Origin of the sequence: uncultured Phenylobacterium sp., from assembly GCF_902826855.1 — a bacterium.
Classification (GTDB): domain Bacteria; phylum Pseudomonadota; class Alphaproteobacteria; order Caulobacterales; family Caulobacteraceae; genus Phenylobacterium.
Genome location: NZ_CADEGK010000049.1, coordinates 1 through 24,419 on the forward strand (window position 1 = coordinate 1; position 24,419 = coordinate 24,419).

Annotated in this window: 30 protein-coding genes and 1 pseudogene; 18 read left to right on the forward strand and 13 right to left on the reverse strand. The window is 69.9% G+C overall.

Annotated features, from left to right (window positions below; translation table 11 throughout):
* The 11 genes and pseudogenes from QZV94_RS08995 to QZV94_RS09045 all read left to right on the forward strand — a co-directional run.
* Positions 1-663: pseudogene (locus QZV94_RS08995) on the forward strand (hypothetical protein); the annotation flags it as partial.
* A complete protein-coding gene (locus tag QZV94_RS09000; RefSeq protein WP_293677480.1) occupies positions 650-1,606 on the forward strand; it encodes a MoxR family ATPase in 957 nt (318 codons plus the stop codon). The pseudogene QZV94_RS08995 and the gene QZV94_RS09000, both read left to right, overlap by 14 nt.
* 40 nt (positions 1,607-1,646) lie before the next feature.
* Complete coding sequence (locus QZV94_RS09005) at positions 1,647-2,924, forward strand: DUF58 domain-containing protein (RefSeq protein ID WP_293677481.1); 1,278 nt, start codon at positions 1,647-1,649, stop codon at positions 2,922-2,924.
* Positions 2,924-3,922, forward strand: a complete 999-nt coding sequence (locus QZV94_RS09010; protein ID WP_293677482.1) for a stage II sporulation protein M — start codon at positions 2,924-2,926, stop codon at positions 3,920-3,922. Before QZV94_RS09005 ends, QZV94_RS09010 begins: the two co-directional genes overlap by 1 nt.
* The gene (locus tag QZV94_RS09015) at positions 3,919-4,830 is read left to right on the forward strand and encodes an RDD family protein (RefSeq protein WP_293677483.1); all 912 of its coding nucleotides are present in this window, start codon (positions 3,919-3,921) and stop codon (positions 4,828-4,830) included. Before QZV94_RS09010 ends, QZV94_RS09015 begins: the two co-directional genes overlap by 4 nt.
* A 102-nt stretch (positions 4,831-4,932) precedes the next feature.
* Entirely contained in the window at positions 4,933-6,342 is a 1,410-nt protein-coding gene (locus tag QZV94_RS09020) for an FAD-binding oxidoreductase (protein WP_293677484.1), read from the forward strand.
* Positions 6,343-6,363: 21 nt separating this feature from the next.
* Positions 6,364-7,422, forward strand: a complete 1,059-nt coding sequence (locus tag QZV94_RS09025) for an endonuclease/exonuclease/phosphatase family protein (protein WP_293677485.1) — start codon at positions 6,364-6,366, stop codon at positions 7,420-7,422.
* Between the two features lie 49 nt (positions 7,423-7,471).
* Positions 7,472-8,284, forward strand: coding sequence for a peroxide stress protein YaaA (gene yaaA, locus QZV94_RS09030; protein WP_293677486.1), 813 nt, complete (start codon positions 7,472-7,474; stop codon positions 8,282-8,284).
* A gap of 2 nt (positions 8,285-8,286) precedes the next feature.
* On the forward strand, positions 8,287-9,090 hold the full coding sequence (locus QZV94_RS09035) for a 3-hydroxybutyrate dehydrogenase (protein ID WP_293677487.1): 804 nt from the start codon (positions 8,287-8,289) through the stop codon (positions 9,088-9,090).
* 121 nt (positions 9,091-9,211) lie between these two features.
* On the forward strand, positions 9,212-10,195 hold the full coding sequence (locus QZV94_RS09040; RefSeq protein ID WP_293677488.1) for a nitronate monooxygenase family protein: 984 nt from the start codon (positions 9,212-9,214) through the stop codon (positions 10,193-10,195).
* 120 nt (positions 10,196-10,315) lie between these two features.
* The gene (locus tag QZV94_RS09045; protein WP_293677489.1) at positions 10,316-11,665 is read left to right on the forward strand and encodes a phytanoyl-CoA dioxygenase family protein; all 1,350 of its coding nucleotides are present in this window, start codon (positions 10,316-10,318) and stop codon (positions 11,663-11,665) included.
* A gap of 10 nt (positions 11,666-11,675) precedes the next feature.
* On the opposite strand, the gene QZV94_RS09050 is transcribed toward QZV94_RS09045, so the two are convergent.
* From QZV94_RS09050 to QZV94_RS09090, 9 genes are all read right to left on the reverse strand, one after another.
* A complete protein-coding gene (locus QZV94_RS09050) occupies positions 11,676-12,143 on the reverse strand; it encodes a VOC family protein (protein ID WP_293677490.1) in 468 nt (155 codons plus the stop codon).
* Positions 12,144-12,165: 22 nt separating this feature from the next.
* A complete protein-coding gene (locus QZV94_RS09055) occupies positions 12,166-12,552 on the reverse strand; it encodes a VOC family protein (RefSeq protein WP_293677491.1) in 387 nt (128 codons plus the stop codon).
* A gap of 17 nt (positions 12,553-12,569) precedes the next feature.
* Positions 12,570-13,340, reverse strand: a complete 771-nt coding sequence (locus QZV94_RS09060) for a hypothetical protein (RefSeq protein WP_293677492.1) — start codon at positions 13,338-13,340, stop codon at positions 12,570-12,572.
* A gap of 54 nt (positions 13,341-13,394) precedes the next feature.
* Entirely contained in the window at positions 13,395-14,048 is a 654-nt protein-coding gene (locus tag QZV94_RS09065; protein WP_293677493.1) for a glutathione S-transferase family protein, read from the reverse strand.
* Between the two features lie 72 nt (positions 14,049-14,120).
* Positions 14,121-15,236: an amidohydrolase family protein gene (locus QZV94_RS09070; protein WP_293677494.1), complete on the reverse strand. Its 1,116-nt coding sequence runs from the start codon at positions 15,234-15,236 to the stop codon at positions 14,121-14,123.
* A gap of 95 nt (positions 15,237-15,331) precedes the next feature.
* Positions 15,332-16,747, reverse strand: a complete 1,416-nt coding sequence (locus QZV94_RS09075; RefSeq protein WP_293677495.1) for an MFS transporter — start codon at positions 16,745-16,747, stop codon at positions 15,332-15,334.
* A gap of 88 nt (positions 16,748-16,835) precedes the next feature.
* On the reverse strand, positions 16,836-17,927 hold the full coding sequence (locus QZV94_RS09080; protein WP_293677496.1) for an ionic transporter y4hA: 1,092 nt from the start codon (positions 17,925-17,927) through the stop codon (positions 16,836-16,838).
* Between the two features lie 122 nt (positions 17,928-18,049).
* Positions 18,050-18,472, reverse strand: coding sequence for a VOC family protein (locus tag QZV94_RS09085; protein ID WP_293677497.1), 423 nt, complete (start codon positions 18,470-18,472; stop codon positions 18,050-18,052).
* 20 nt (positions 18,473-18,492) lie between these two features.
* Entirely contained in the window at positions 18,493-19,107 is a 615-nt protein-coding gene (locus QZV94_RS09090; RefSeq protein ID WP_293677498.1) for a TetR/AcrR family transcriptional regulator, read from the reverse strand.
* A 124-nt stretch (positions 19,108-19,231) separates the two neighbouring features.
* Between QZV94_RS09090 and QZV94_RS09095 the strand changes: the two genes are divergently transcribed.
* Positions 19,232-19,693 (forward strand): PaaI family thioesterase, encoded by a 462-nt coding sequence (locus tag QZV94_RS09095; RefSeq protein ID WP_293677499.1) that lies wholly within the window; start codon positions 19,232-19,234, stop codon positions 19,691-19,693.
* A 14-nt stretch (positions 19,694-19,707) separates the two neighbouring features.
* Here the strand turns inward: QZV94_RS09095 and QZV94_RS09100 are convergent, their stop codons facing one another.
* Positions 19,708-20,292 carry a VOC family protein gene (locus QZV94_RS09100; protein ID WP_293677500.1) on the reverse strand — a complete coding sequence of 195 codons (585 nt, stop codon included), beginning with the start codon at positions 20,290-20,292 and terminating at the stop codon, positions 19,708-19,710.
* 153 nt (positions 20,293-20,445) lie between these two features.
* Here QZV94_RS09100 and QZV94_RS09105 point away from each other — a divergent pair, with 153 nt between their 5' ends.
* The 4 genes from QZV94_RS09105 (at position 20,446) to QZV94_RS09120 (ending at position 22,427) form a co-directional block, all read left to right on the forward strand.
* Positions 20,446-21,183: a carbonic anhydrase gene (locus tag QZV94_RS09105; RefSeq protein ID WP_293677501.1), complete on the forward strand. Its 738-nt coding sequence runs from the start codon at positions 20,446-20,448 to the stop codon at positions 21,181-21,183.
* 61 nt (positions 21,184-21,244) lie between these two features.
* Positions 21,245-21,637 carry a DUF5367 family protein gene (locus QZV94_RS09110; protein WP_293677502.1) on the forward strand — a complete coding sequence of 131 codons (393 nt, stop codon included), beginning with the start codon at positions 21,245-21,247 and terminating at the stop codon, positions 21,635-21,637.
* 98 nt (positions 21,638-21,735) lie between these two features.
* The gene (locus QZV94_RS09115) at positions 21,736-21,933 is read left to right on the forward strand and encodes a hypothetical protein (protein ID WP_293677503.1); all 198 of its coding nucleotides are present in this window, start codon (positions 21,736-21,738) and stop codon (positions 21,931-21,933) included.
* Between the two features lie 74 nt (positions 21,934-22,007).
* Entirely contained in the window at positions 22,008-22,427 is a 420-nt protein-coding gene (locus QZV94_RS09120) for a PaaI family thioesterase (protein ID WP_293677504.1), read from the forward strand.
* 15 nt (positions 22,428-22,442) lie between these two features.
* Here QZV94_RS09120 and QZV94_RS09125 read toward each other — a convergent pair whose 3' ends face one another.
* On the reverse strand, positions 22,443-22,724 hold the full coding sequence (locus QZV94_RS09125) for a hypothetical protein (protein ID WP_293677505.1): 282 nt from the start codon (positions 22,722-22,724) through the stop codon (positions 22,443-22,445).
* 89 nt (positions 22,725-22,813) lie between these two features.
* Between QZV94_RS09125 and QZV94_RS09130 the strand changes: the two genes are divergently transcribed.
* Positions 22,814-23,035 (forward strand): hypothetical protein, encoded by a 222-nt coding sequence (locus QZV94_RS09130; protein ID WP_293677506.1) that lies wholly within the window; start codon positions 22,814-22,816, stop codon positions 23,033-23,035.
* Positions 23,036-23,042: 7 nt separating this feature from the next.
* Here QZV94_RS09130 and QZV94_RS09135 read toward each other — a convergent pair whose 3' ends face one another.
* Positions 23,043-23,426 carry a response regulator gene (locus QZV94_RS09135; RefSeq protein ID WP_293677507.1) on the reverse strand — a complete coding sequence of 128 codons (384 nt, stop codon included), beginning with the start codon at positions 23,424-23,426 and terminating at the stop codon, positions 23,043-23,045.
* 240 nt (positions 23,427-23,666) lie between these two features.
* Between QZV94_RS09135 and QZV94_RS09140 the strand changes: the two genes are divergently transcribed.
* Positions 23,667-23,855 (forward strand): hypothetical protein, encoded by a 189-nt coding sequence (locus QZV94_RS09140; RefSeq protein WP_293677508.1) that lies wholly within the window; start codon positions 23,667-23,669, stop codon positions 23,853-23,855.
* Positions 23,856-23,921: 66 nt separating this feature from the next.
* Here the strand turns inward: QZV94_RS09140 and QZV94_RS09145 are convergent, their stop codons facing one another.
* The gene (locus QZV94_RS09145; RefSeq protein ID WP_293677509.1) at positions 23,922-24,326 is read right to left on the reverse strand and encodes a host attachment protein; all 405 of its coding nucleotides are present in this window, start codon (positions 24,324-24,326) and stop codon (positions 23,922-23,924) included.
* Positions 24,327-24,419 lie beyond the last annotated feature (93 nt).

The following is a 24,419-nucleotide window of genomic DNA, read 5'->3' on the forward strand; positions in this document are numbered from 1 at the left end:
CGGACGATCTCCGGCCAGGGCTGGACGCCGCTGCTCGTGGACGAGCGCGGCCAGGCTGTGCTGGTCCAGTCCACCAAGACTCCCAGCATCTGGGTGCTGGCCGAGCCGGACCTGCTGAACAACCAGGGGCTGGGCGACCGCGACACCGCGCGGCTGGGGTGGACGATCCTCGAGGCGGCGCGCGGCGGCGACCGGCCGATCCAGTTCGACGTCACGCTCAACGGCTTCGAGCGCGGTCGCGGGTTCGGCCGGATGATGCTGGAGCCGCCCTATCTGGCCGCCACCCTGTGCGCGGTGGCCGCGGCGGTCCTGATGGGCTTTCACGCGCTCGCCCGCTTCGGCCAGCCGCGGCGCCGCAAGCGGGCGTTCGCACTTGGCGCGCGGGCGCTGGTGGACAACTCCGCCGACCTGGTGCGCATGGCGCGCAAGGAGCATGAATTGGCCCCGGCCTATGCGGCCCTGATCCAGGCGCTGGTGGCGCGCGGGGCTGGCGGCCACGCGCAGCAGGACGGCTGGCTCGATGACCTGGCCGCGCGGCGCGGGGCGACGCCGCCGCGTGAACTGGCGGCCGAGGCGCAGACGACGAAGACCCGCGACGACCTCCTGGCGATGGCGCGGAAACTGTATGACTGGCGAGGGGAGATGATGCGTGAACGTCGCTGAGGTGAAGGCGCTGGCCGATCAGGTCAGGGCCGAGATCGGCAAGGCCATCGTGGGCCAGCAGGAGACCATCGACCTCCTGCTGACGGCGCTCTTCGCCCGCGGCCACGTGCTGCTGGAAGGCCCGCCGGGGGTGGCCAAGACCTACCTGGCGCAGTCGTTCGCCCGCACCCTGGGCCTCGACTTCGGGCGCATCCAGTTCACCCCGGACCTGATGCCGGCGGACATCATCGGGTCCAACGTGTTCAACTTCCAGACCTCCACCTTCTCGCTGACCGAGGGGCCGCTGTTCTGCGAACTGCTGCTGGCCGACGAGATCAATCGCACGCCGCCCAAGACCCAGGCCGCGCTCCTCGAGGCGATGCAGGAGCGGCGGGTGACCATCGACGGCAAGACCCGCCAGCTCTCCGACAGCTTCATGGTGGTCGCCACCCAGAACCCGCTGGAGCAGCAGGGCACCTACCCGCTGCCGGAGGCCCAGCTGGACCGGTTCCTGTTCAAGCAGACCCTGGGCTATCCCAGCCGGGAGGAGGAGCGGACCATCGTCGCCGAATACGGCATGCAGTCCGGCCACGCTGACCCCGCCGAGCGCGGCGTGAAGCGGGTGGTGACCGCCAGGCAACTGGGGGAAGCGCACAAGGCCGTCGCCGCCATCCGCCTGACCGACGAGGTTGTGGGCTACGTGTTGGATCTGGTGCGCTCCACCCGCGAGACCCCGGACCTGGCCAGCGGCGCCTCGCCGCGCAGCGCCGCCCAGTTGGCGCTGTCGGCCCGCTCGCGCGCGGCGCTGGACGGACGCGACTATGTGATCCCCGACGACGTCAAGGCGCTGGCCCTTCCGGCGCTGCGCCACCGGGTGATCCTGTCGCCAGCCGCCGAGATCGACGGCCGCCGCCCCGACCAGATCATCCAGGGGCTGGTCGACCTGGCCGCCGCGCCGCGTTAGCCAGCTGGTCCTCTACCCCACCCGCCGCGCGATCGCGCTGATGGCCGCCGGCGCCCTGCCGGCGCTGGTCGTGGCCGTGGCCGCGCCCTCGCTGTGGACGGCCGCCGCGGCGTGGATCGTGCTCACCTTGGGGCTGATGCTGGCCGACGCGCTGCTGGCCCCCTCGCCGCGCCGACTGACCCTGGCCGCGATCGCGCCCGGCGTCATCGGCATGGGCCGTCCGGAGCGCGCGCGACTGACCGCGGCCTTCGAGGGGGCCGGGCCCCGCCAGATCGAGTTCGCGATCGGCCTCAACCCGCGTCTCAGCGCCCAGCCCGATCGTCAGACGGTTCGCATGCATGGCCTCCGCGCCGAAGCCGAGCTGACCCTGTCGCCGGTTCGCCGGGGCGAGGGGCGGATCGAAGGCGTCTGGGCGCGATGGCGCGGACCGCTCGGCCTCATGTGGTTGCAGCGCCGGGGCCCGCCCGAGCGGCCGGTGATGGTCACCCCCGACGTGGCCGGCGTGAAGGAGCAGGCGCTGCGCCTCTTCGCGCGTGACGCGCCGCTGGGCGCCAAGCCGTTGCTCGACCGCGGCGAGGGCACGGACTTCCACGCCCTGAAGGAATTCCAGACCGGCATGGACCTGGGCGACATCGACTGGAAGACCTCGGCCAAGCACTCACGCCTGGTCGGCCGCGAGTACCGCACCGAGCGCAACCACCATGTCCTGCTGGCGATCGACAGCGGCCGACTGATGAGCGCCCCGGCCGCCGGCCTGCCGCGCATCGACCGGGCCATCAACGCGGCCCTGCTCTTGGCGTTCGTCAGCCTGCGTATGGGCGACCGGGTCGGCCTCTTCGCCTTCGATTCCAAGCCGCGGCTGGCCAGTGGGCTTGCCTCGGGCCCGGTCGCCTTTCCGCTGCTGCAGAAGCTGGCCACCGCGATCGACTATTCCACGGAGGAGACCAACTTCACCCTGGGCCTGACGGCGCTGGCCGGGCGGCTGGACCGGCGCGCCCTGGTGGTGGTCTTCACCGATTTCGCCGACACCACCTCGGCCGAACTGATGATCGAGAACGTGGCGCGGCTGATGCGCACCCACGTGGTGCTGTTCGTGGTGTTCCGCGATGAGGAGCTCGAGGCGCTCACCACCAAGCAGCCGGTCGAGCCCGACGACGTCTCCCGCGCGGTGATCGCCGAACGCCTGCTGAAGCAGCGCGAGGCCGTGACCGCCCGGCTGCGCCGGCTGGGCGCCCAGATCGTCGACGCCCCGGCCGACACCCTGTCGACGGCGCTGCTCAACGGCTACCTCGACGTGAAGCGTCGCGGGATGCTCTGATGGCCGAGCTGCATCTGAAGAGCTGGCGGTTCCGGGCCGAGCGCGAGGCCGACTGGCGCAGGCTGGAGACCCTCCTGGCGAAGGCGGAGAAGGGTGGACCTGCGAAGCTGCGGAGCGACGAGATCCTGGAGATCCCGCTGCTCTACCGCCAGGCCTTGTCGTCGCTCTCGGTGGCCCGCTCGATCTCCTTGGATCAGAGCCTGACCGACTATCTGGAGACCCTCTGCACGCGGTCCTACTTCTTCGTCTACGGCGCCCGCGCGCGGCTCCCCGAGCGGCTGGCGAAGTTCTTCCGCCAGGACTGGCCGCAGGCGGTGCAGGCGCTGTGGCGGGAGACGGTCGTGGCGACGGTGCTGGCGGTGGTGTCGACGGTGGTGGGCTATGTGCTCGTCCGTCGCGATCCCGACTGGTTCCACAGCTTCATGGATCCGGGCATGGCCAGCGGCCGTGACCCCACGGCCACGACGGCCTATCTGCGCGAAACGCTCTACGGCAAGCCGGACTCGGCGATCGAAGGGCTCACCGGCCTCGCCAGCTTCCTGTTCACCCACAACGCCCAGATCGCGATCTTCGCCTTCGCGCTCGGCTTCATGTTCTGCCTGCCCACCGCGGCGCTGGTGGCGATGAATTTCGGTGCGCTGGGCGCCTTCATGGCGCTCTTCGTGTCCCGCGGCCTTGGCTTCGAGGCGGCGGGCTGGCTGTCGATCCATGGCACGACCGAACTGTTCGCCATCATCCTGGCCTCGGCCGCCGGCTTCCACATCGGCTGGGCGGTGGCCTTCCCGGGCGATCGCATGCGGGTGGACGCCGCCGGCGACGCGGGGCGCCGCGGAGCGACGGCGATGGCCGGTGTCGTGGTGATGCTGTTCGCCGCGGGGCTCTTGGAAGGCTACGGCCGCCAGCTGATCCAGAACGACCTTGCCCGCTACGCGGTGGCCGCGGCGATGCTGGCCGGTTGGCTGGCCTACTTCTATTGGCCCAGGCCCGTCACGCGATGAGCAGCGAAGGCGCCACTGGCCGACTGAAGGGCCTGAGGCCCCGCGGCAAGCCTGCCGCCCCAAGTGACGGCTGGCGCGAGCTGGTGACGCCGGAGGGCGTCGACCTTCGCCTCAAGGTCGGCGCCTACGTCGAGCGGTTCGTGGCGCTGCTGCTGGATTTCCTGATCCTGCTGGGCGCGCTGGTCGCCTTCAGCATCCTGGCGCTGATCGTCGCCTGGGCCACCAAGGCCAGCTGGGTCACCGAGGCGCTCGGCGTGGTGTGGCTGCTGGGGGTCTTCGTGATCCGCAACTTCTATTTCCTGATCTTCGAGATCCAGCCGCGCGCGGCCACGCCGGGAAAGCGGGTGATGGGCCTGCGGGTGGTCGCCGCCGACGGCGGGCGGCTGACGGCCGACGCGGTTTTCGCCCGCAACGCCATGCGCGAGGTGGAGGTGGTGCTGCCGCTGACCTTCTTCCTGGCCCGTGGCGACGGCGTGGACGCGGTGCTGGTCACCCTCGGGGCGATCTGGACGGGCACCTTTGTGCTCTTCCCGCTGTTCAACCGCGACCGCCGCCGCCTGGGCGACCTGGCGGCCGGGACCATCGTGGTGAAGTCGCCCAGGAAGCTGCTGCAGCCGGATCTGGCCGACACCGAGCGCGCGGCCGCCCAGGGGGTCAGCTTCAGCCACGCCCAGCTGGACGTCTACGGCATCAAGGAGCTGCACGTGCTGGAGGAGGTGCTGCGCGGCGGCGAGCGCAAGGCCATCGCCGAGGTGGCCAGCCGCATCCGCGCCAAGATCGGCTGGGACGGCGCGGCGGACATCCCCGACCGCACCTTCCTCAACGCCTACTACGCGGGCCTGCGCGGGCGGCTGGAAAGCCGCATGCTGTTCGGCCGCCGCCGCCGGGACAAGTTCGACGTGGACTGACCTTCGCGAAGCCCACGGGGAGGGCAGCGGCCGTTCGTCCGCCCCGCGCCGGGCGCCTCGCAGGCTGGCGGACCGCGGGGCGGAAGCGTAGGTTCGGCCCCCATGAACGCCGCCGTCCCCGCCGACGTGATTTCGCGCCTCAAGGCGGTGCTGGGCGCGGGCGGCTGGAGCGAGGATCCGGACCGGATAGCGCCCAAGCTGGTGGAATGGCGCGACCGCTGGGTGGGCGCCACGCCGTTCCTGGCTCTGCCGAACACGACGGCCCAGGTGGCCGCGGTGGTCGGTGTCTGCGCCGAGGCCGGACAGCCGATCACCACCCAGGGCGGCAACACCGGCCTGGTCGGCGGCCAGATCCCGCAGGGCGAGATACTGCTCTCGACCGAACGCCTGCGGGCGATCCGCGAGGTGGACGCCTACGACGACGCGTTGGTGGCCGAGGCCGGTGTGACACTGTCGGCGGTGCATGCGGCGGCGGCCGGGGTACGGCGGCGGTTCCCGCTCGGCCTGGCTTCCGAAGGCTCTGCGACGGTGGGGGGTGTGGTCTCCACAAACGCCGGTGGGACGCAGGTCCTGCGCTACGGCATGGCCCGCAACCTGGTGCTCGGCCTGGAGGCGGTGCTGCCGAACGGCGAGGTCTGGAACGGCCTGAAGCGCCTGCGCAAGGACAATACCGGCTACGACCTGAAACAGCTCCTGATCGGCGCGGAGGGTACGCTGGGGGTGGTCACAGCCGCGGCGTTGAAACTGGTCCCGGTCATGGCGTCGCGCGCGGTGGCGATGATCGGCGTCGCGACGCCGGAGGCCGCGCTCGAGCTGCTCAGCCGCGCCAAGGACGAGACCGGTGGCGCGGTGGAAGCCTTCGAACTCATGGGCCGCCTGGGCGTCGACTTCGCCCTGCGCAACATCGCCGGCACGCGCGACCCGCTGGGCCAGCCGCACGCCTGGTACATCCTGGCCGAGTTCGCATCGGGCGAGCCGGGGTCGGCAGAGTCGGCCATGGAGCGTTTCCTTGCCGCGGGCCTGGAGGCCGGCCTGGTGGCCGACGCCGTGGTCGCCCAGACCGATGCCCAGGCCAAGGCGCTCTGGGCCATCCGCGAGAACCAATCGCCGGCCCAGAAGCCGGAGGGCGCGACCTGGAAGCATGACGTCGCCGTCCCGGTCAGCCGCGTGCCCGCCTTCCTGGCGGAGGCCACCGCCGCCATGGCCGCCTTCGCGCCGGGCGCACGCATCGCCGCCTTCGGCCACGTGGGCGACGGCAACATCCACTACGACGTGCTGCGCCCCGACGGCGGATCGGACGCCGAGCATGCCGCGCGCCGCGACCGGGGTTCGCGGATCGTGCACGACATCGTGGCGTCCATGGGCGGCTCGATCAGCGCAGAGCACGGCCTGGGCGCGATGAAGACGGAAGAGGCGAGACGTTACAAATCAAACGTGGAAGTTGCAGCCATGCAGGCCGTGAGGCAAAGCTTGGACCCGAAGAGGATCATGAACCCGAGGGTGCTGTTCTGACCCTCCGACGGGGGGCGACCGATGCCGTTCTATCAGGATATCAAGCACGACGAGGCGACCTACCCGCCCGGTGAGCGGGAGTACATCGCCAGCCGGCTCCTGGATCTGCGCCAGGTGCTGGAGGCCCGGATTCCCGAGCGGGAGCTTCGCAGGACCCTGGTCCTCGGCACCTGGAACATCCGCGATTTCGACGACAACAAGTTCGGCCAGGGGCCCCGCCGCCGCGAGTCCCTGCACTACATCGCAGAGGTGCTGGCGCGCTTCGACATCTGCGCCGTCCAGGAAATCAACGACAAGCTGAAGCCGTTGAAGGACGTCGTGAAGCTGATGGGCCCCAGCTACGAGTTCATGGCGACCGACGTAACCATGGGGACGAGCGGCAACAACGAGCGGCTGGCGTTCATCTACGACACCCGGAAAGTCCAGTTCCGCAATGTGGTCGGCGAGCTGGTCCTGCCGGCCACCCGACAGGGCGAAACCCGCCAGATCGCGCGCACCCCGCTCGTGGCGAGCTTCCAGGCCGGATGGTTCAAGTTCACCATCTGCACGGCGCACATCTACTACGGCAAGGACAGCCGGACCTCGCCGGAGTACGCCCGGCGCGTCAACGAGATCGCCACCATCGCCGGCATCCTTGCCAAGCGGGCGAAGGAGGAGGGCGAGAACTACATCTTCCTCGGGGACTTCAACGTCATCGACCGCGAGGACGCCACCTTCAAGGCGTTGGCCGACGCCGGCTTCTTCGTGCCCGACGAACTGCAGGGCAGCAACATGGCCGGCGACCGCAGCTACGACCAGATCGCCTTCCAGGGGAAGAAGGACGAACTCATCGCCCTCTCGGCCGGCGTCTTCGACTATCGGCTGGCGGTATTCCGCGACGAGGACTTCGTCCGCTACAAGGCTGGCCTGCCGCAGAAGAGCGAATCCGGCGCGCCCCTCGACCTGAGCACGGACGAGAAGCGGCTTGCCCACTATCGGAAGTGGCGGACCTGGCAGATTTCCGACCACCTGCCCCTGTGGGTGCAGTTCGAGGTCGACTTCTCCGACGCCTACCTCGAAGGGATCGCCAAGGGCGCTTAGCGGCGCAGCGGCCTTGGCGCCGGGGAAAAGTCGCGGCAAAGGTCGGCGCATGCTCATCGTGCTCTCCCCGGCCAAGGCGCTCGACTTCACCGGGGCGCCCGTGCAGACCGCGCTGACCACACCGGAGCTGGCCGACCAGACCGCTGAGCTCGCCAAGACCACCCGGCGGCTGACGGCGCGGGACCTGAAACGGCTGATGGCGCTCTCCGACACCCTGGCCAAGCTGAACCGCGAGCGGTTCCAGGCCTTCGACGCGGCCAGCGACGACGGCCTGCAGGCGGCTTTCGCCTTCAACGGCGACGTCTACACGGGCCTGAAGGCGCGCGAACTGGACAAGAAGGCTCTGGCCTGGGCCCAGGACCACGTCCGCATCCTCTCCGGCCTCTATGGCGTGCTGCGCCCGCTCGACGCGATCCAGCCCTACCGCCTGGAGATGGGGACGCGGCTGAAGACCCGCCGAGGGCAGAGCCTGTACGACTTCTGGGGCCCACGGGTGTCGCAGGCGCTGGATCGCGCCGCCGAGGGCCACAAGGACAAGACCGTCGTCAACTGCGCCAGCGGCGAGTATTTCGGCGCGGTCGACCGGGCGGCCCTGAAAGCCCCGGTGATCGCCTGCCGGTTCCTGGAGGAGAAGGACGGCGAGGCCCGGATCATCTCCTTCTTCGCCAAGCGGGCGCGTGGCGCCATGGCCCGCTACGTCATCGACAACCGCATCGACCGCGCCGCCGACTTGAAGGCGTTCGATCGCGACGGCTACCGCTTCCAGCCCCACCTCTCCTCCGACGAGGAGTTCACCTTCCTGCGGCCGCAGCCACCTCCGGTCGCCCAGACCCGCAGCACGCCTGCCAAGAAGGACGCCTGACCATGGCCGTGGACTACCACCTCGAGGGCCATGTGGCCGTCATCACCGGCTCCACCTCCGGCATCGGCCAGGCGCTGGCGACGGCGCTCGCCGAACAGGGCGTCAGTGTCGTGCTGAACGGCTTCGGCGACCCCGCCAAGATCGAGGCCGACCGCGCGGCCATCCAGGCCAAGGCCGCCGCCAACGCCCGCGTGCTCTACCACGACGCCGACATGACCAAGCCGGCGGAGATCGCCGACCTCATCGGCTTTGCGCACAAGGAACTGGGCCGCCTGGACATCCTGGTGAACAACGCCGGCATCCAGCACGTGGCCCCGGTCGACGAGTTCCCGGACGAGAAGTGGGACGCTCTGATCGCGGTGATCCTGTCGTCCACCTTCCACGCCACCAAGCACGCGGTGCCGATCATGAAGGCCCAGGGGCGCGGCCGGATCGTCAACATCGCCTCGGCCCACGGCCTGGTCGCCTCGGCGTTCAAGAGCCCCTACTGCGCGGCCAAGTTCGGCGTGGTGGGCTTCACCAAGTCCTGCGCCGTGGAGCTGGCCCGCACCGGCATCACCGTCAACGCCATCTGTCCGGGCTATGTGAAGACCCCGCTGATCGAGATGCAGATCGGCGACCAGGCCAAGGCGCGCGGCATCTCGCCGGAACGCGTGGTCGAGGACGTGATCCTCGCCGCCCAGCCCAACAAGACCTTCGTCGAGTACCAGAACCTGGCCGGGATGCTGCTCTACCTGGTCTCCGACGTGGGCTCGGCGGCCACCGGCGCGGCGCTGTCGGTCGACGGGGCCTGGACGGCGACCTGACGCCACGCGTGGCCTCGCAGTCCGGCACAGGACCGGAGCGGCGCCATTCGCATGCCCTCGCGTCACTGTTTCCATGGCGTGCGTGCGGCGCCATCCTCCCGGCAAACACCGGGAGGCCGCCATGACCCTGCACACCAAGCTCTGTGACCTATTGGGCGTGAAGCATCCGATCATGCTGGCCGGCATGGGCGGGGTCTCCTACGCCGAGCTGGTGGCGGCCGTGTCCAACGCCGGCGGCTACGGCGTGCTCGGCATGGCCGGGCGCGATCCGGACTTCATTCGCGAGCAGATGCGGGCGGTGAAGAAGCTCACCGACAAGCCGTTCGGCGTCGACCTCTTGGCCGCCAGCCCTGAGAGCCTGACCGCGGCGGTGGAAACCATCATCGAGGAGGGCGCCTCCTCCTTCGTGGCCGGCCTCGGCATCCCCATGCCGATCATGGAGCGGCTGAAGAAGGGCGGCCTGAAGGTCATGGTGGTCTGCGGCGCCGTGAAGCACGCGGTGAAGGCCGAACAGGCCGGCTGCGACGCGGTGATCTGCCAGGGCGGCGAGGGTGGCGGCCACACCGGCCTGGTCGGCACCATGCCGCTGGTGGCCCAGGCGGTGGAGCAGGTGAAGATCCCGGTGGTGGCGGCCGGTGGCCTCTATGACGGCCGGGGTCTGGCGGCCGCGCTCAGCCTGGGCGCCGTCGGCGTCTGGATGGGTACCCGCTTCATCGCGAGCCAAGAGGCCCACGCCGGCCACATGTACCGCGACGTGATCGTCGAGGCGACCGACGAGGACACCGTCCGCACCAAGAGCTATTCCGGCAAGCCGATGCGGGTGAAGAAGAACCCCTACGTGGCCGACTGGGAAGCCCGTCCGCAGGACATCCAGCCCTTCCCGCAACAGGCCCAGCTGTCGAGCCGCGCCGGCGTGATGGGCGGCATCGGCGGCCAGATCGAAGGCCTCGACATCGACTCTTCCTGCTTCGCCATGGGCCAGTCGGCCGGCGGCGTGAAGGACGTGCTGCCGGCCGGCGAGATCGTCGCCAGGCTCATCCGCGAAGCCGAGGACGCCATCGACCGCGTCGCGGCGATCAGGGCGCGGGCGACCGAACGGGCGTAGGCAATCGCGCCCGCGCTAGCGGTGGCCTATGGGCTCCTCTCCCCCGGCGCTGCCCGCTCGGCGTGGAACTCCAGCGCCCGAGGCTTGACCTACCCACAAACTTATAGTGCACTCTAAATAATGAAGTCCGCCACCGCCGAGGGCGAGCGCGCGGGCGTGGAGGACGCTATGGCCGACCGACCGCAAGCGCCGGCGATGGACCTGATCACCCTGCCGCATCATGTGGAGTTGCTGTCGGACCGCTGGCTCGATGAGGCCGCGAAGTTCTTCCGCGAGGCCCTGCCGATGCGCCGCCAGGCGCTGGGCGGCCGGCCGTTCTCGCTCAGCGAGCGGTTCACCGACGCGCCGGCGCACCTGAAGTTCCCGGGCGACGCGGCGGCCTGGTCGCTGCGGTTCGACGGACAGGATGTTGCGATCTCGCGCACCTTCGACCCGGCCGCCGACGTGGTGCTGGAATGCGAGTACCAGGCGGCCCTGGCGCTGGCCCAGTTCGTCGGCGTCCTGGTCCCCGGCGGCCCCGAGGCCATGTGGCGCGAGGCCCGGCAGATGTTCGGCGCCGACGCCTTCCGCCCGCGCGGCCAGCTGGCGGACGACCAGGCCCGCACGCTTGTGGGTCTGTTCCACGACCACATGGCCCGGCGCACGGTGGAGAACCCGGATCTGGAGCACCGGGCGCGCCGCATGGGCCTGACCGGTAAGATCCGCGAGATGGAGGAGCAGGGCTTCACCGTCATCGAGCGCGCGATCTCCGACGAGTTCGCCGACGAGGTGCGCGCCGCCATCAAGGGCGCCGTCCAGCCGCAGCAGGGCGTGTCGATGAACTGGATGCTCTACCAGGGCCGGCCGTTCGAGCGGATCACGCTGAACCCCATGGCCATGACCCTGATCGACGCCTCGCTGGGCCGCGGCGCGCAGCTGGCCTCGAACGCGGCGATCATCCGCGGGCCGGGCGCCGGCCTGATCGACATCCACACCGACTACACCGATGTGCCGGAGCCGTATCCTGACTTCGCCATGAGCGGGGTGTCGGTCTGGGCGCTGGAGGACTGGACCGAGGCCTCGGGCCCCACCTGGATCGTGCCAGGCAGCCACCGCATGCGCCGCGCGCCGCGCAACGGCGAGGGCCTGGACGCCGGGGTCCCGGTGGAGATGCCCAAGGGCTCGGTGGTGTTCTTCACCCAGGGCGTCTGGCACTGGCAGGGCCACCGCACCGAGCCGGGCGAGCGGGTCACCCTGCATCCGCACTTCAACCGCGGCATCCTGCGCAGCGTCGAGCAGAAGCGCCCCGACGTGCAGATGTTCGCCCGCAACCCGCCGCGCCTGGGCGAGATGATGGGCGAGGACGACTGGTTCGACAAAATGACGCCCACCGGCCGCGACTACGTGCGGCTGGAGCACATGCGCCAGCTGCACGCCTTCACGAACTGGAAGATGAAGCAGATCCGCGCGCCGCTGGAGGTCGCCGCCTAGCTTCGCGGCCTCAGTTGGTCGGTTGGAACAGCTCGACCGCGTTCCCGGAAGGGTCGTCGAGCAGGATCTCGTTGCCGCCCAGCCCGACCACGATGTCATTGCGGAAGCGGACGCCCGCCCTGCGGAGTCGCTCGACCTCGCCGGGCAGGTCTGAGGTGTAGATCACCAGGCGGTTCCAGCCCCCGGGGACCGGCTTGTCCCCATTCGGCATCGGCCGCGAGGCCCCGCCAGGCCCCTTCGTCGGACTGAGCAGGAGCTGGACGCCGTCCCGCGACAGCGCGGCGAAGTAGGGCCCTGCCTGCATGTCGAGCTTGAAGCCGAGCTTGCTCGTGTAGAACGCCACCGTCGCCGGCACGTCCTCGACGATGTAGCGAACCCTCACCAGCCCCAGAGCAGTGGGGCTGACGCTCTGCGCCGCCGCGCCTTGGGCGGCGAGAAGCAAAGTCAGTGCGAAGGCGAACGCGCGCGTCTTGTTCATGGCGGCTCCTGGGTTGGCGCGGTCAGCGCGCGGGCTGGAAGAGTTCGACGACGTTGCCGGACGGATCCTGCAGCAGGACCTGCTTGCCGCCCGGCCCCGACAGGATCTCGTTGCGGAACCCCGCGCCGGCGGCTTTGAGGCGCGCGACCTCGGCCTCGATGTCGTCCACGATCAGGTGGATGCGGTTCCAGCCGCCGGGCCCGGGCTTGGCGCCGTCGGGCATCGGCCGCCCAGCCGAACTGGCGGGCCCGCTCAGCAGCAGCCGCAGATGGCCGCGGGCCACGTCGGCGAAGGCGGGCGGAAAGCTCGTCAGCACCTCGAAGCCGAGGAACGACGTATAGAAGTCGAGCGCCGCTTCGACATCGTCGACCATGTAGCGGACGCTGACCATTTCGTGGGCCTCGGGCATGGGGGTCTCCTTGCCGATCAGGACGCGGATCCCTGCTCGGCCAGTGCGGCGAGCAGGTAGTCGATGCGGGTCGAAAGCTCGGTCGCTGTCTCCACGAACAGCGGATAGGTGGCCTCGTCGGGTTCGCCGGTCGCCGGGTTCGCGAGGCTCCAGTGGATGACGCGGGGGTCGCCGGGGAACTCCGGACACGCCTCGCGAACCCGGTCGCACAGGCTGATCACCCAGTCGAACGTCTCGTCGGCGAACACGTCCAGGTGCTTGGAAGCCTGGCCGCTGATGTCGAGCCCATACGCCTCGCGCATCACCCGCACCGCGTTGGGGTGCAGGGCCTTGGGATGGCTCCCGGCGCTCACCGTCGCGACGCGCCCGCCCGACCGGCGCCTGATCAGCGCCTCGGCCATCTGTGAGCGGGCGCTGTTCCCGGTGCACAGGAACAGCACGCTGACCGGCGCTCCTATCCGGCTATCGTCACGTTCGGGGGCCTGCAGACGGAGGCCGGGGTGCAGGGCCCGGCCGGTCGCCGACAACAGAGCTCCGACCCGCAGCAGGTCCAGGCCGTAGTAGGTGTCCCGGCCATCGGCCGAGCTGCGCCGCGCCGACACAAGGCGGCCGCCGCGGAGTTTGCCCAGGTGGTAGGAGACCAGGTTCTGGGCCTCGCCCACCAGCCCGGTCAGCTCGTGCACCGTGCGGTCGCTCCGGCCAAGTTCCCCCAGCAGCCGCCAACGCAGCGGGTGGCCTGCGAGCTGGAGGAATTCAGGCGGCGGGAGATCGGCATCGAGCAGCGGCATAGCTGCGCTTATACATCAATCTAGATTGATGCATCAACTACAATTGATGAAAATTCAGTCCCGGTCCGGCGCGCCGAGCGGGAAGTTGGGCCGGTAGGGCCGCGCCTCCTCCACGGCGCGTGCGAAGGACGGCCGCGCCAACAGGCGGGTGCGATACGCCCGCACCGTCGGGAACGCGGCCCCGATCTGCCGCACCCAGTCGGCGTAGAACAGGGATGGCGCTGCGGCGCAGTCGGCCAGGGTGAAGTCCTCTCCCGCCGCCCACGTCCGCCCGGCGAGGCGTCCCTCCAGCCACCCATAGGCGGTGTCCAGCGCCGCCGCCGCTTCCGCCATGGCCTCCTCCCGGCGGCCGCCCTCGGCCCGCAACGCCTCGAACACCGGCTTCTGCATCGCCGACATGATGTAGTTGTCGAAGACGCGGTCCATGAGGCGCACCTCCAGCGCGGCGCCGGGGTCCTCGGGCAGCAACCGCACCGGTCCGCCATGATGCAGCTGCAGGTGCTCGATGATGATGCTGGACTCGGTGACCGCGCGACCTTTGTCCACCAGCACCGGAAACCGCCCGATCGGCCAGAGCGCCGCCAGTTCCTCGCCCGCGCCCGGGTCCTCCAGATGTCGGTAGGTGAACGCTGTCCCGTTCTCCCAGAGCGCGATCAGCACCTTCTGGCAGTAGGAGGAGAAAGGGTGTGCATAGAGCGTGAGCGACATCGAGCGCCTCCGGCCGCGGGGAACATCGCCGGCGGGTTAGGCTAACTGATCCTAATTTGCAAGCAGTATAGCCTACAGCCCGAACAGCGCCCGCGCGTTCTCGCCCAGCACGGCGGCCTGCCGCTGTGGGCTCAAGCCGGCGATGGACTCTCGGATCAGGGTCGGCGCCTCCAGGGTGCTGTCGATGTGCGGATAGTCGCTGCCCCACAGGATCTTGTCTTCGCCGACCAGCTCCAGCATCGCGCCGATGGTGCGTTCGTGCGGCTCGGCGACGAACCAGCAGTTGCGTCGGATGTAGTCGCTGGGCTTCAGCTTCATCGGCTGGGGCAGCAGGCGGCCTAGGATGTCCTGCTTCTCGTCCAGGCGATCCATCAGGTAGGCGGCGTACCCACAACCCGCCTCGACGCTGACCATTTTCAGCCGCGGGAACCGCTCGAACAGCATGTCGGTCACCATGGCGCCGAGGGCGGGAATCAGCTGGCCCGTCGCGCCCAGGCTGAAGCCGAACAGCATCCCGGGCTTGGTCTCGTGCCAGGCCCCGAAGGGACCCCCGCCGCCGGAGAAGCGGACGATCACGTGCAGGCAGCCCGGCACGCCGGCGTCCTCGCAGAGGCGCCAGATCGGGTCGAAGTGCGGATCGCTGGGACGGCGGCCGTCGATGATCTCGGGCGGCACGAACACGCCCTTGAAGCCCATCTTCAGGCAGGTTTCGAGTTCGGCCGCGGCGCCCTCGACGTCGCGCCAGTTGACCGTCGCGATCGGCGCCACGCGGCCCGGAGCCGCGGCGAGGAAGTCCGCCTGCCAACGGTTGTAGGCGCGGCAATAGGCCGACGCGAGCGCCACGTCCTCGGTGGGGAAGGGCAGGATGCCGATGGTCGGGAACAGCACGCCCACGTCCACGCCCCAGGCGTCCAGCATCTTGAGCCGGGCGCCCGGCTCATAGCTCGCCGGCTCGCAACCGTCGGCATAGCTGAGCTGCGGCGTGAACAGCTCCGCGCGGTCCAGGTGCGCGCCGCCCAGGCCGGCCAGGCCGCCCGCCATGATCACCTGCTCGCCGATGATCAGGTTCTCGACGCCGTCGCGGCGCTCGATACGGATGGCGCGGTCGCGGAACTGCGGCTCCAGGTACTCCTGCCAGAGATCCGCCGGCTCCATGATGTGGGAATCGCAGTCTACGACCAGGGTCATGGTACGCTCCGTCCGCACGCGGCGCCTTACCAGGGCACGCGACGCGATGGCGCGTCAACGGCGCCCCAACGTCCGCCTTCGTCGGCGCGAGGCCGCTACGGCGCGTCGTCGAGCTTCGACAGGGGCGGCGCGACGTCCTCCAGCGGCCGCCGCTCGGCCGCCAGGCCGTACAGGCGCGCAAGCACCGCGGCGACCACCATCACCCCGCCGCCCAGCAGGTAGCCCCACATCACCCGATGCGGCTCGCCGGTGTCGATCAGGGCTCCGAACAGAGCCGGCCCGCCGACCCCGCCCACCAGTGTGCCGAAGGCGTAGAATAACGAGATGCTGACGGCGCGGATCTCCAGCGGAAAGCTCTCGCCGATGGTCAGGTAGGCCGCGCTCGCGCCCGCCGAGGCGAAGAAGAAGATCACCGTCCAGGCCGCCGTCTGCGTCGTGGCGGTCAGCCACCCTTGTGCGAACGCCCAGCCGCTCAGGCAGAGCAGCACGCCCGCCACGCCGTAGGTGAGCGCAATCATCGCGCGGCGGCCGACGCTGTCGAACAGTGGCCCCAGCAGCAGCGGCCCAAGGAAGTTGCCGGCCGCGAAGGGGAGCAGGAACCACCCGATCGCGGCGGCCTCGATGGCATAGAACCGCGTCAGCATCATCGCATAGGTGAAGAAGATCGCGTTGTAGCAGAACGCCTGGGTGGCCATCAGCACGATGCAGAGGCCCGTGCGCCGCGGATAGGCCACGAACAGGGTGCGGGCGATATCGGTCCAGTTGGTCCGCATGGGGCGCAGGCGGATGGCGCCCAGGTCGTGGTGCGGCGGCACGGGCTGGCCTGAGCGCCGGGCCACGTCGGCCTCGATCGCGGCGACCACGGCCTCCGCCTCCGCCACGCGTCCGTGGGTCATCAGCCAGCGCGGACTCTCGGGGATGAAGCGCCGCAGCCAGATGATCACGATGGCCAAGAGGCCGCCGATCACGAACGCGACGCGCCAGCCCAGCGTCTGATCGATCACCGCCGGGTTCAGCACCACCAGGGAGCCCATGGCGCCCAGCGCCGCCCCGAGCCAGAAGCTGCCGTTGATGGCCAGGTCGGTATAGCCGCGCCGCCGCGCCGGGATCAGCTCCTGGATGGCGGAATTGACCGCGCCGTACTCGCCGCCGATCCCGGCGCCGGTGATGAAGCGGAACAACAGGAACGACCAGAAGTCCCAGGAGAACCCCGTCGCGATCGTCGCTAGCAGGTAGATCCCGATCGTCCAGGTGAACAGCTTGCGCCGTCCGAAATGGTCGGTCAGTCGCCCGAACAGCACCGCCCCCAGCACAGCGCCCAGGATGTAGGCGCTACCGCTCAAGCCGACCTGGGTCGCGGTGAGGCCCAAACCATCCGGTCCGGCGATGGCCGGCGACAGGGCGCCCACCAGGGTCACTTCCAGCCCGTCGAGGATCCAGGTGATCCCCAGCGCCGCCACCACCAGCCAGTGGAAGCGGCTCCAGGGCAGCCGGTCGAGACGCGCCGGCACGCGCGTGTCGAAGTGGGCCGCGGCGTCGGGGGACGGGGTCGTCCTGACGCTAACGCAGAGGCGCGCGGGTTGGCGCCACCGCTGCGACCTAGGGCACGACGAGCAGGTAGGCGAAGACCGCGAAGATCACGAGGTGGATGGCGCCGTGCAGGACGGTCGTGCGGCCGCCCGCGAGGGTCAGGGCGGACACCACGAACGACAGGGCGAGCATCACCATCTCCTTGGGTCCGAGCCCGAGGACGAGTGGCTCGCCAAGCAGGACGGCGACGGCGGCCACCGCGGGGATGGTCAGCGAGATCGATGCCAGCCCCGAGCCCAGCGCCAGGTTCAAGCTGGTCTGCAGGCGGTTTCGCCGGGCCGCGGCCACAGCGGCCATCCCCTCCGGGAGCAATACGAGCGTGGCCACGATGGCGCCGACGAGCGCCGCGGGGTGCGCCACGCCCAGGCCCCGGATCGCGGCTTCGATGGGATAGGACAGGGATTTCGCCAGCAGGACAACGGCGCCGAGGCCGACAAGCAGGAAGAGGCCCGAGACGGCCGTGAGCCGGTTCGACGGCGGCGCCGCGTGCAGCTCTTCGTTCTCCGGGGTCGCGGCGGGCAGGAAGAAGTCCCGGTGGCCGACGGTCTGCACGAAGAGGAACACCCCGTAGAGGATGAGGCTCGCGGCGGAGACGAAGAGCAGTTGGCTCGCCGTGAAGACAGGTCCCTGGGCGGTGGTCGTGAACACCGGCAGGATCAGGGTGAGGGTCGCCGTCGTGGCCAGGACGGAGAGGAACGCGGTTGCGCCAGGCGCCTGGAAGCCCTGCGCGCCGTGCCGCAGCCCGCCCACGATCACGCACAGGCCAACGATCCCGTGGAGCACGATCATCACCGTGGCGAACAGGGTGTCCCGGGCCAGTGTGGGATTGCCGCCCGGTTCCGAGAGCATGATCGAGATGATCAGGGCCGACTCGATCACGGTCACGGAGGCGGCGAGCACCAAGGTGCCGAAGGGCTCGCCGACCTTGTGGGCGACGACTTCCGCGTGGTGCACGGCCGCGAATACGGCCCCGACGAGCGCGGCGAACAGGGCAAGGGCGCCGACGCCTTCCGCTGGAACGAAGGCCAGCAGCAGCAGCGCCACGACGGGCAGCGCTATGGACCAGAGAGGCGCCCGAATGAGGGCCTTGATGAACGACATTCGATCTCCAACCTCGAGCCCCTGCTCGTCCTCCCATCGATGAACGAGCGTGTCGAGCTACGGGATTGCACCGCCTGCGCCGACCTCCGCAGTCGGCGCTGATCGGTTCCGCGCGTAGCGGACTAGACGCCGAACGTCACATGTCCGTCGCCGTCGATCGCCCAACTTGGGTTCCAGGCGATCTCCCACGCGTGGTCGTCCGGATCGGCCACATAGCCGCGGAAGCCGCCGTGGGCCGGCGCGTCCCCGATCCGCAGGATCTTGCCCCCGGCCCCGGCAAGGCGATCGAGCAGGGGCTGCACCTCCCCCTGCGTCGCCACGTTATGGGCGAGGGCGAAGGCCCCCGGATGGGAAAGGCCGCTGCGTTGCATGTCCGCCTCCAGGCCTGCCTGCAGCCACGTGCCCAGGACGAACCCGTTCATCTGGTAGAAGGCGATCTCGTCGTTCTCGAACACCGGCGCCCAGCCGAAGCCGTCCGCGTAGAAGCGCTTCGAGCGCGCTAGGTCGCTGATGGCGAGCGTGATGACGGCGATCTGTTGCTGCATGGCTTGCGTCCTGTCCGGGCTCAAGACAACGATCGGCCAGCGGACCTCGATCCGCGGCCATCGACCCGGCCCGAGGTCGGATAGCCCAGGTACGCCCGGCCGAGTCGCACCAACTCATCCTCGAACTCCTGGCTCAGCAGGAAGTCCGCGCCCTCCAGGACGGCGGTCCGCATGGCCCCGTGCACTGCGCGGCTGAGCACGAAGGCCTGCACGGGGGTAAGCGGCCGGCCCTGGGCGTCGGTGATCCCGGTCTCCATCGCCGCGAACTTTGCCGCCAGCGCCTGGTGATCGGCGTGCGCCAGCATCGCGGAGACGGCGATACGCCGCGCTTGGTTCCGCCCCGAGAAGGCGCGCAGGAATGCGCGTATCAGCGCCCGGTCGCGCGCCACGCCCGGGTGGCCATCGCGCAGCAGCGCCTTCACCGTACGGCGGTGGGTCTCGGTCTCGCGCGCCGCCAGCGTCCGCAGGATCGCGGTCTTGTCCGGGAAATAGCGGTAGAGCGTGCCGATGCTCACGCCCGCCCGCTCGGCCACGGCGTTGGTGTTGAACCCGGCCTCGCCGGTGGCCTCTAGAACCTGAGCCGCCGCCTCCAGCACGAAGTCCATCGAGGCCCGGGCGCGGCGCTGCCGCGGCATTTTGCGTAGGATTTCAACGGTGGCCACCGCCACACCCCCTCTGATCCGCTTTCGAGGGAAGTCGAGTAACAGAGGCTGGGCGCGGGCCCTACCCTCCCAGGGCGCAACTTTCTGGGAGGGGTGAATGACCTGGGGTACCGAACGTCTTGACGAGCTGAAGGCCGGAACGGCGACCCTTCCCCCCGTCGTCCGCACGCTCCGGCTCGGCGGCATCGACGACTGGGGCGAGGGGTGGGTGCGGAAGACTTGGAACCCGACCCCCGAGCTGGCTACCCCCGACGGCTCCCTCTTCGGCGGCTACCTGGCCGCCTTGGCCGATCAGGCCCTGGCCCTGGCTGCCCTCAGCGTGATCCCGCACGATCGACTCTGCCGGACGGTGAACCTGCACGTGAACTTCCTGCGGGTCGGCCGCGCCCACCCGCTGGTCATCGAGGCCCGGGTGGTCGCCCAAACCCGCCAGCTCGTCACCCTGCGCGCGGAGTTCCGCCGCCCGGACGCCGTCCTGATCGCCGACGCCACCGCCCAGCAGGTGCTCATGGCCTTTGACCACTGGCCCGCCGAACAGGCTGCGGTGGCGCAGCAGTAGGCTCGGCGTGCGCCCTATTCGGTCGCGTGGGCGGGTCTCTTCCGCAGCAGCACCGGTGTGTAGTCGGGCCGCTCGCCCTTGGCGTTCTTGGCTCGCGGCGCCAGGTCTTCCTCGGTGCCCAGTTCGCGCATCAGGCTGGCGAACTCGAAGGCGATCCCATCGGGGTCGCGGAAGTACATGGAGCGGATCCAGGTCTTCTCGTCAGGTGTCTTGGCGAACGGCGCGTCGCTGCCATGGTTGATGGTCACGACGCCGATGCTCTTTTCCTTCAGCGTGGCCAGTACATCGTCGAACCGGTCCGCCGGCAGGTCCATCGCCACATGGTTCATCGAGGCGATCGCCGTCTTCGCGCCGTCCTTGCGGACGTCCAGGTGTTGTGAGGCGATGCCGGGCTGGGCCGGGGGCGCGCCGTCGAACGACATGTAGGACAGCATCGCCCCGTTGCCCATGTCGTGGAAGCTGTGCTGCCCGCCGCCGGGCAGCTCCTCCATCTTGACCAGGGGGATGCCCAGCTCCTCCCAGAACTTCACGGTCTCGTACATGTCCGAGCAGACCAGCGCGACGTGGCTCAGGCCTCGGGCGATCACTTGGTTCGGCATGGCGTTCTCCTCACCTCGATGGCGCAGGCTAGCAACCCGGCGGCGCAGATGTAAGCGCCAGCCGAGGCCCGTGCGGAAGCCTGCCCTCGGCCGCGAAGCCTTGCAGTAACCAATTGCCGCTAGCGTGACTTCGAGCCCTTCGGACCAGAGCCCATGAACCCCGCCGAATTCCTGTCCCGCCGCAACCTGCTGATCGCCACGGGCGCGCTGCTTCTCGCGCCCAAAGGCCGCGCCGCGGAGGCGGCCCACGCCGCGCCCGCCGCCCATGCCGGCGCCGGCCTCACTCCGGAGGCGGCGATGGCGCGCCTGGTGGCCGGCAACGCCCGTTACGTCGGCGGCAAGGCCACGCACACGAACTATGATGCACGGCGCCGCACGACCGTCGCCGCCGGCCAGCACCCGTTCGCCACCGTCCTGGCCTGCGCCGACAGCCGCGTGGCGCCCGAGATCGTCTTCGACCAGGGGCTGGGCGAGCTGTTCACCATCCGCGTCGCCGGCAACGTCGTCGACGACGCCATCCTGGCCTCCATCGAATATTCCGTGACGCACCTGGGTGTCAGCCTGATCATGGTCCTGGGCCATGAGCGCTGCGGCGCAGTGAAGGCCACCGTCGACGCCCTGGGGGGCCATCCGGACCCGGCCGACGCGGGGTCGAAGATCGGTGCGCTGGCCGGGCTCATCGCACCGGCGGTCAAGGCCACCCCCGCCAATGCCCCCGACCCGATCGAAGCGGCGGTTTCCCTGAACGCCGCCCACGCCGCCGCCGAAATCTTCGCCGGCTCGCCGCCGCTGCGCGCCTGCGTGCTGGCCGGCAAGCTGAGGATCGTCGCCGCCCGCTACGACCTCGACGACGGCAAGGTCACCCCCACCCGCGCCGAACACGCCGCATAGCGCGCCCCGGCGGCGCACATCGCGGTTTGAGTGCGTCGCGCACAAGGCTAAGCTTGCCGCCATGACCGCCCGCGAGACCTCCCTATACGCCCTGATCGGCTTCGGCGTCTGGCTCTCCGGTGCAGTGCTCTTCCGCATCTCCGGCGCGCTCTTGTTCGAGAACGGGCCCATCGTCCTGGCCGCCGCCGCCCTGGGGATTGCCGCCAGCGTCTGTTTCCTGCTCAAGGCCACCATGGACTGGCGCAAGGCCGACGCCGCCGACGCCGTCACCATTGCCGTGGTGATGGCGCTGCCGGGCCTGCTGGGCGACGTGGCCTACATCCTGGCGTTCCACCAGATCACCGGCCTGGCCCCTGCCACGGCGGGCCCGTATGCGGCCCTGATCATCTTCGGCAACGCCGCGCTCCTGGGCTTCGCCCTATGGCGCGCGCGGGTAAGCGCGCCTCGGCCGTAGGAACCACCCGCATGCAGACGGGTTCGGCAACCGCGGGGGAGGGCGCAACCTCCGGCCCGCCCACGCGCTAGTCACCCACCGCAATGGAAGGTGACGACATGATCTCCTGGGAAATCGTCTATGGGCTCGGCGCCCTGGTCCTGGCCGGCGGGATCGTCTGGGCCATACTCCGCAACCGCGCCCGCAACCGGGCCAACGATCCCCTGACCGAGGCCGCCACCCGCGCGGACTATGATCATCCGGAAGCGCGCGAGGAAATCACCCGCAAGGCGCAGGGCGAGGTGCGTCCGCAATAGGGCGCCCGCGACCGCTCTATTCGACGGGACCTTTTCCGGTCTATGCGGGACTCCGACCAACGGAGCCGTACCGCATGACCGCCGCCCTCGCGCCCACCCTGCAGGCCACCCTTGGCCAGGTCCGGGTCATCACTGACGAAGCCGGCCGATCGGTCATCGAGTATGAGTGCGGCCCCCACATGTGCCATTCCGGCGGCGTCGCCCAGGGCGGCTTCGTCTGCGGATGGATCGACTCGGCCATGGCCCATGCCTCCATCTCGCTGATGCCCGAGATGACGCCCATGTCCCTGGAGCTGAAGGTCAGCTACTTCGCCCCCGCGCGCCCCGGCCTGGTGGTGGCCGAGGGCTGGATCGAGCGCCGGGGCCGCGCCACCTGCTTCGCCGAGGGCCGACTGCTCGACGCGGAGGGCAAGGTCCTGGCCAAGGCCAGTTCCACCATCCGCCTCATTCCCCGCGACGCCGTCGAGGCCAGCGCGAGGCGAGCGATGGGGTAGGCGGCCCGGCCCGGCTCAGCAGGTGTTGCCGCTGCAGGTCGCCCGGTTGCTGCCGTCGCGGGCCATGGCCTCGGCGTCGCGCAGGCGCCGCTGGTCCCACTCTTCCTTGGTGGCGCAGATCCGCTGCCGGAAGTGCGACCCCATCCGGGTCTCCTCGACGCAGATCTTCTTCGGCTTCGCGGGTTTCTCCGCGGCCGTCGCAACTGCGGCGGCCGGTGCGGCCTCAGCCGCCGGGTCGGCCTTGGCCTCCCCAAGCGCCACCGCCGCGGCCATCGCCATCACGCTCAACAACACCACTGCGCACCTCCCCCTTACGGAACTGACCCTACTCTAAGTTCGAAAAATCAGACTCGCCAGAGGCGATAAGTTCTGTCTTTGTTCCGGGCATGCCCGACATCCACACCTACAAGATCGAACGCCTGAAGGTCATCGGCGGCCTGACCCACAAGCAGCAGCGCTTCTTCATCCGTCCCGGCAGCCGCAGCCGCCCCTGGAAGTTCTTCGACGGCTGGGAGGTCCCGGAGTTCGAGGGCGACCACGCCTGGTTCGAGATCGAGCGCTCCCGCGGCGCCTGGATCTTCCGCCGCCGGGTGGAGGACAGGCCCTGACGGCGGCCTAGGCCCGGCCGGCGCAGACCTTGGACAGCAGCCGGCGCAGCGCGGCCGGCGAGAACGGCTTGGTGAGCGAGGGCACCTTGGCGAACTCCGGCGGGATGCCCTCCGGCCGGCTGCCCGTGGCGAACACGAACGGCACCTCGCGCGCCATCAGCATGTGGGCCACCCGGAACGACTTGTCATCGCCCAGGTTGATGTCGACGACGGCCAGGTCCAGCTCGTGAAACTCGGCGGCGGCCAGGGCGCGGGCGAGACCGGGCGCCACGTCGACGATCGTGCATCCGACTTCGGCTAGGGTTTCCGTCAGCTCCAGCGCAAACAGCGGATCGTCCTCGACGATCAGGACACGCTGCCCTTCTAGCGGCCGCGAAGAACTGGGAAGCATCACACTCACGCCTCGGCGCCACAACAGCGCCATGATCCTGAGCATACGGCCCAGAGCACCTAGAACGTCACTGCTACACGTCTGGATGCATCCCGCACATGCTGTTCGCCTGGCAGGCGAATCACCTACGCGTGCGCGGCCGTCCCGCGTCGTTACCCATTTTGGGGTCCGACCGGCCATCTACTCTTTGCAAAGTCGAAATATTCCCGCCATGGTAGTACGGCTGGGGAAAACAAGATCATGCGGTTGCAAATCGCTGCTGGAGAGTTCCGGCAACGGAGTACGGATGCGCTCGACAAGGCGTTGACCGTGGAGGATCACGCCGAGCGCGGCGCCCTCATCGACCAGGCCGTCTTCTGGAACGAGCGCGCCGTCGAGGCCGAGGCCGCCGCGCGCGAGGCCCCGGCCGGGTCCGAGCGCGCGGCCTGAGCGCCCCCGGCGCGGGGCGACCCGAGCCGAAGGCCCCCCGGCCGCCCCCCTGAGGCGCAGCTCAGCTCAGGCGTGCGCCACCGCCGCGGCGATGTCCTCGACCGAACGGCCGACCATCTCCTTGGCCAGCTCCCCCACCAGCACCGCCTGCAGCGCCTTGTGGTAGTGCTTGCGCAGCTCGCCCAGGGTCTTGGGCGGGGCGATCACCATCAGCGCCTCGACCTTGCCGTCCAGCACCTGGCGGTTCAGCCAGGCCGCCGCCCCGGCGGCGAAGTCATCCTCGGCCTGGTGGTGGACGTCCGGATTCCCCGCGCTGGAATAGTGCCGTCCGCCCGACCCGGCGCTCGTCTCGGCCAGCTGTGGCGCCGGCAGGGCGGTCAGCGCCACCGCCCCCTCGTGGCCGCTGTTGCGATAGAGGGCCAGCGTCTCGCCGTCGGCGACCGCCACGGTGGCGTTGATGGGCAGCAGCATGGGAAATCTCCTGGCGTAGGGACATGACGGGCGGCCAGTCTCGGCCTCCCGCTGCGCGTACGCCTTGCGAACGCTCAAACGCCGGGCGCGGAC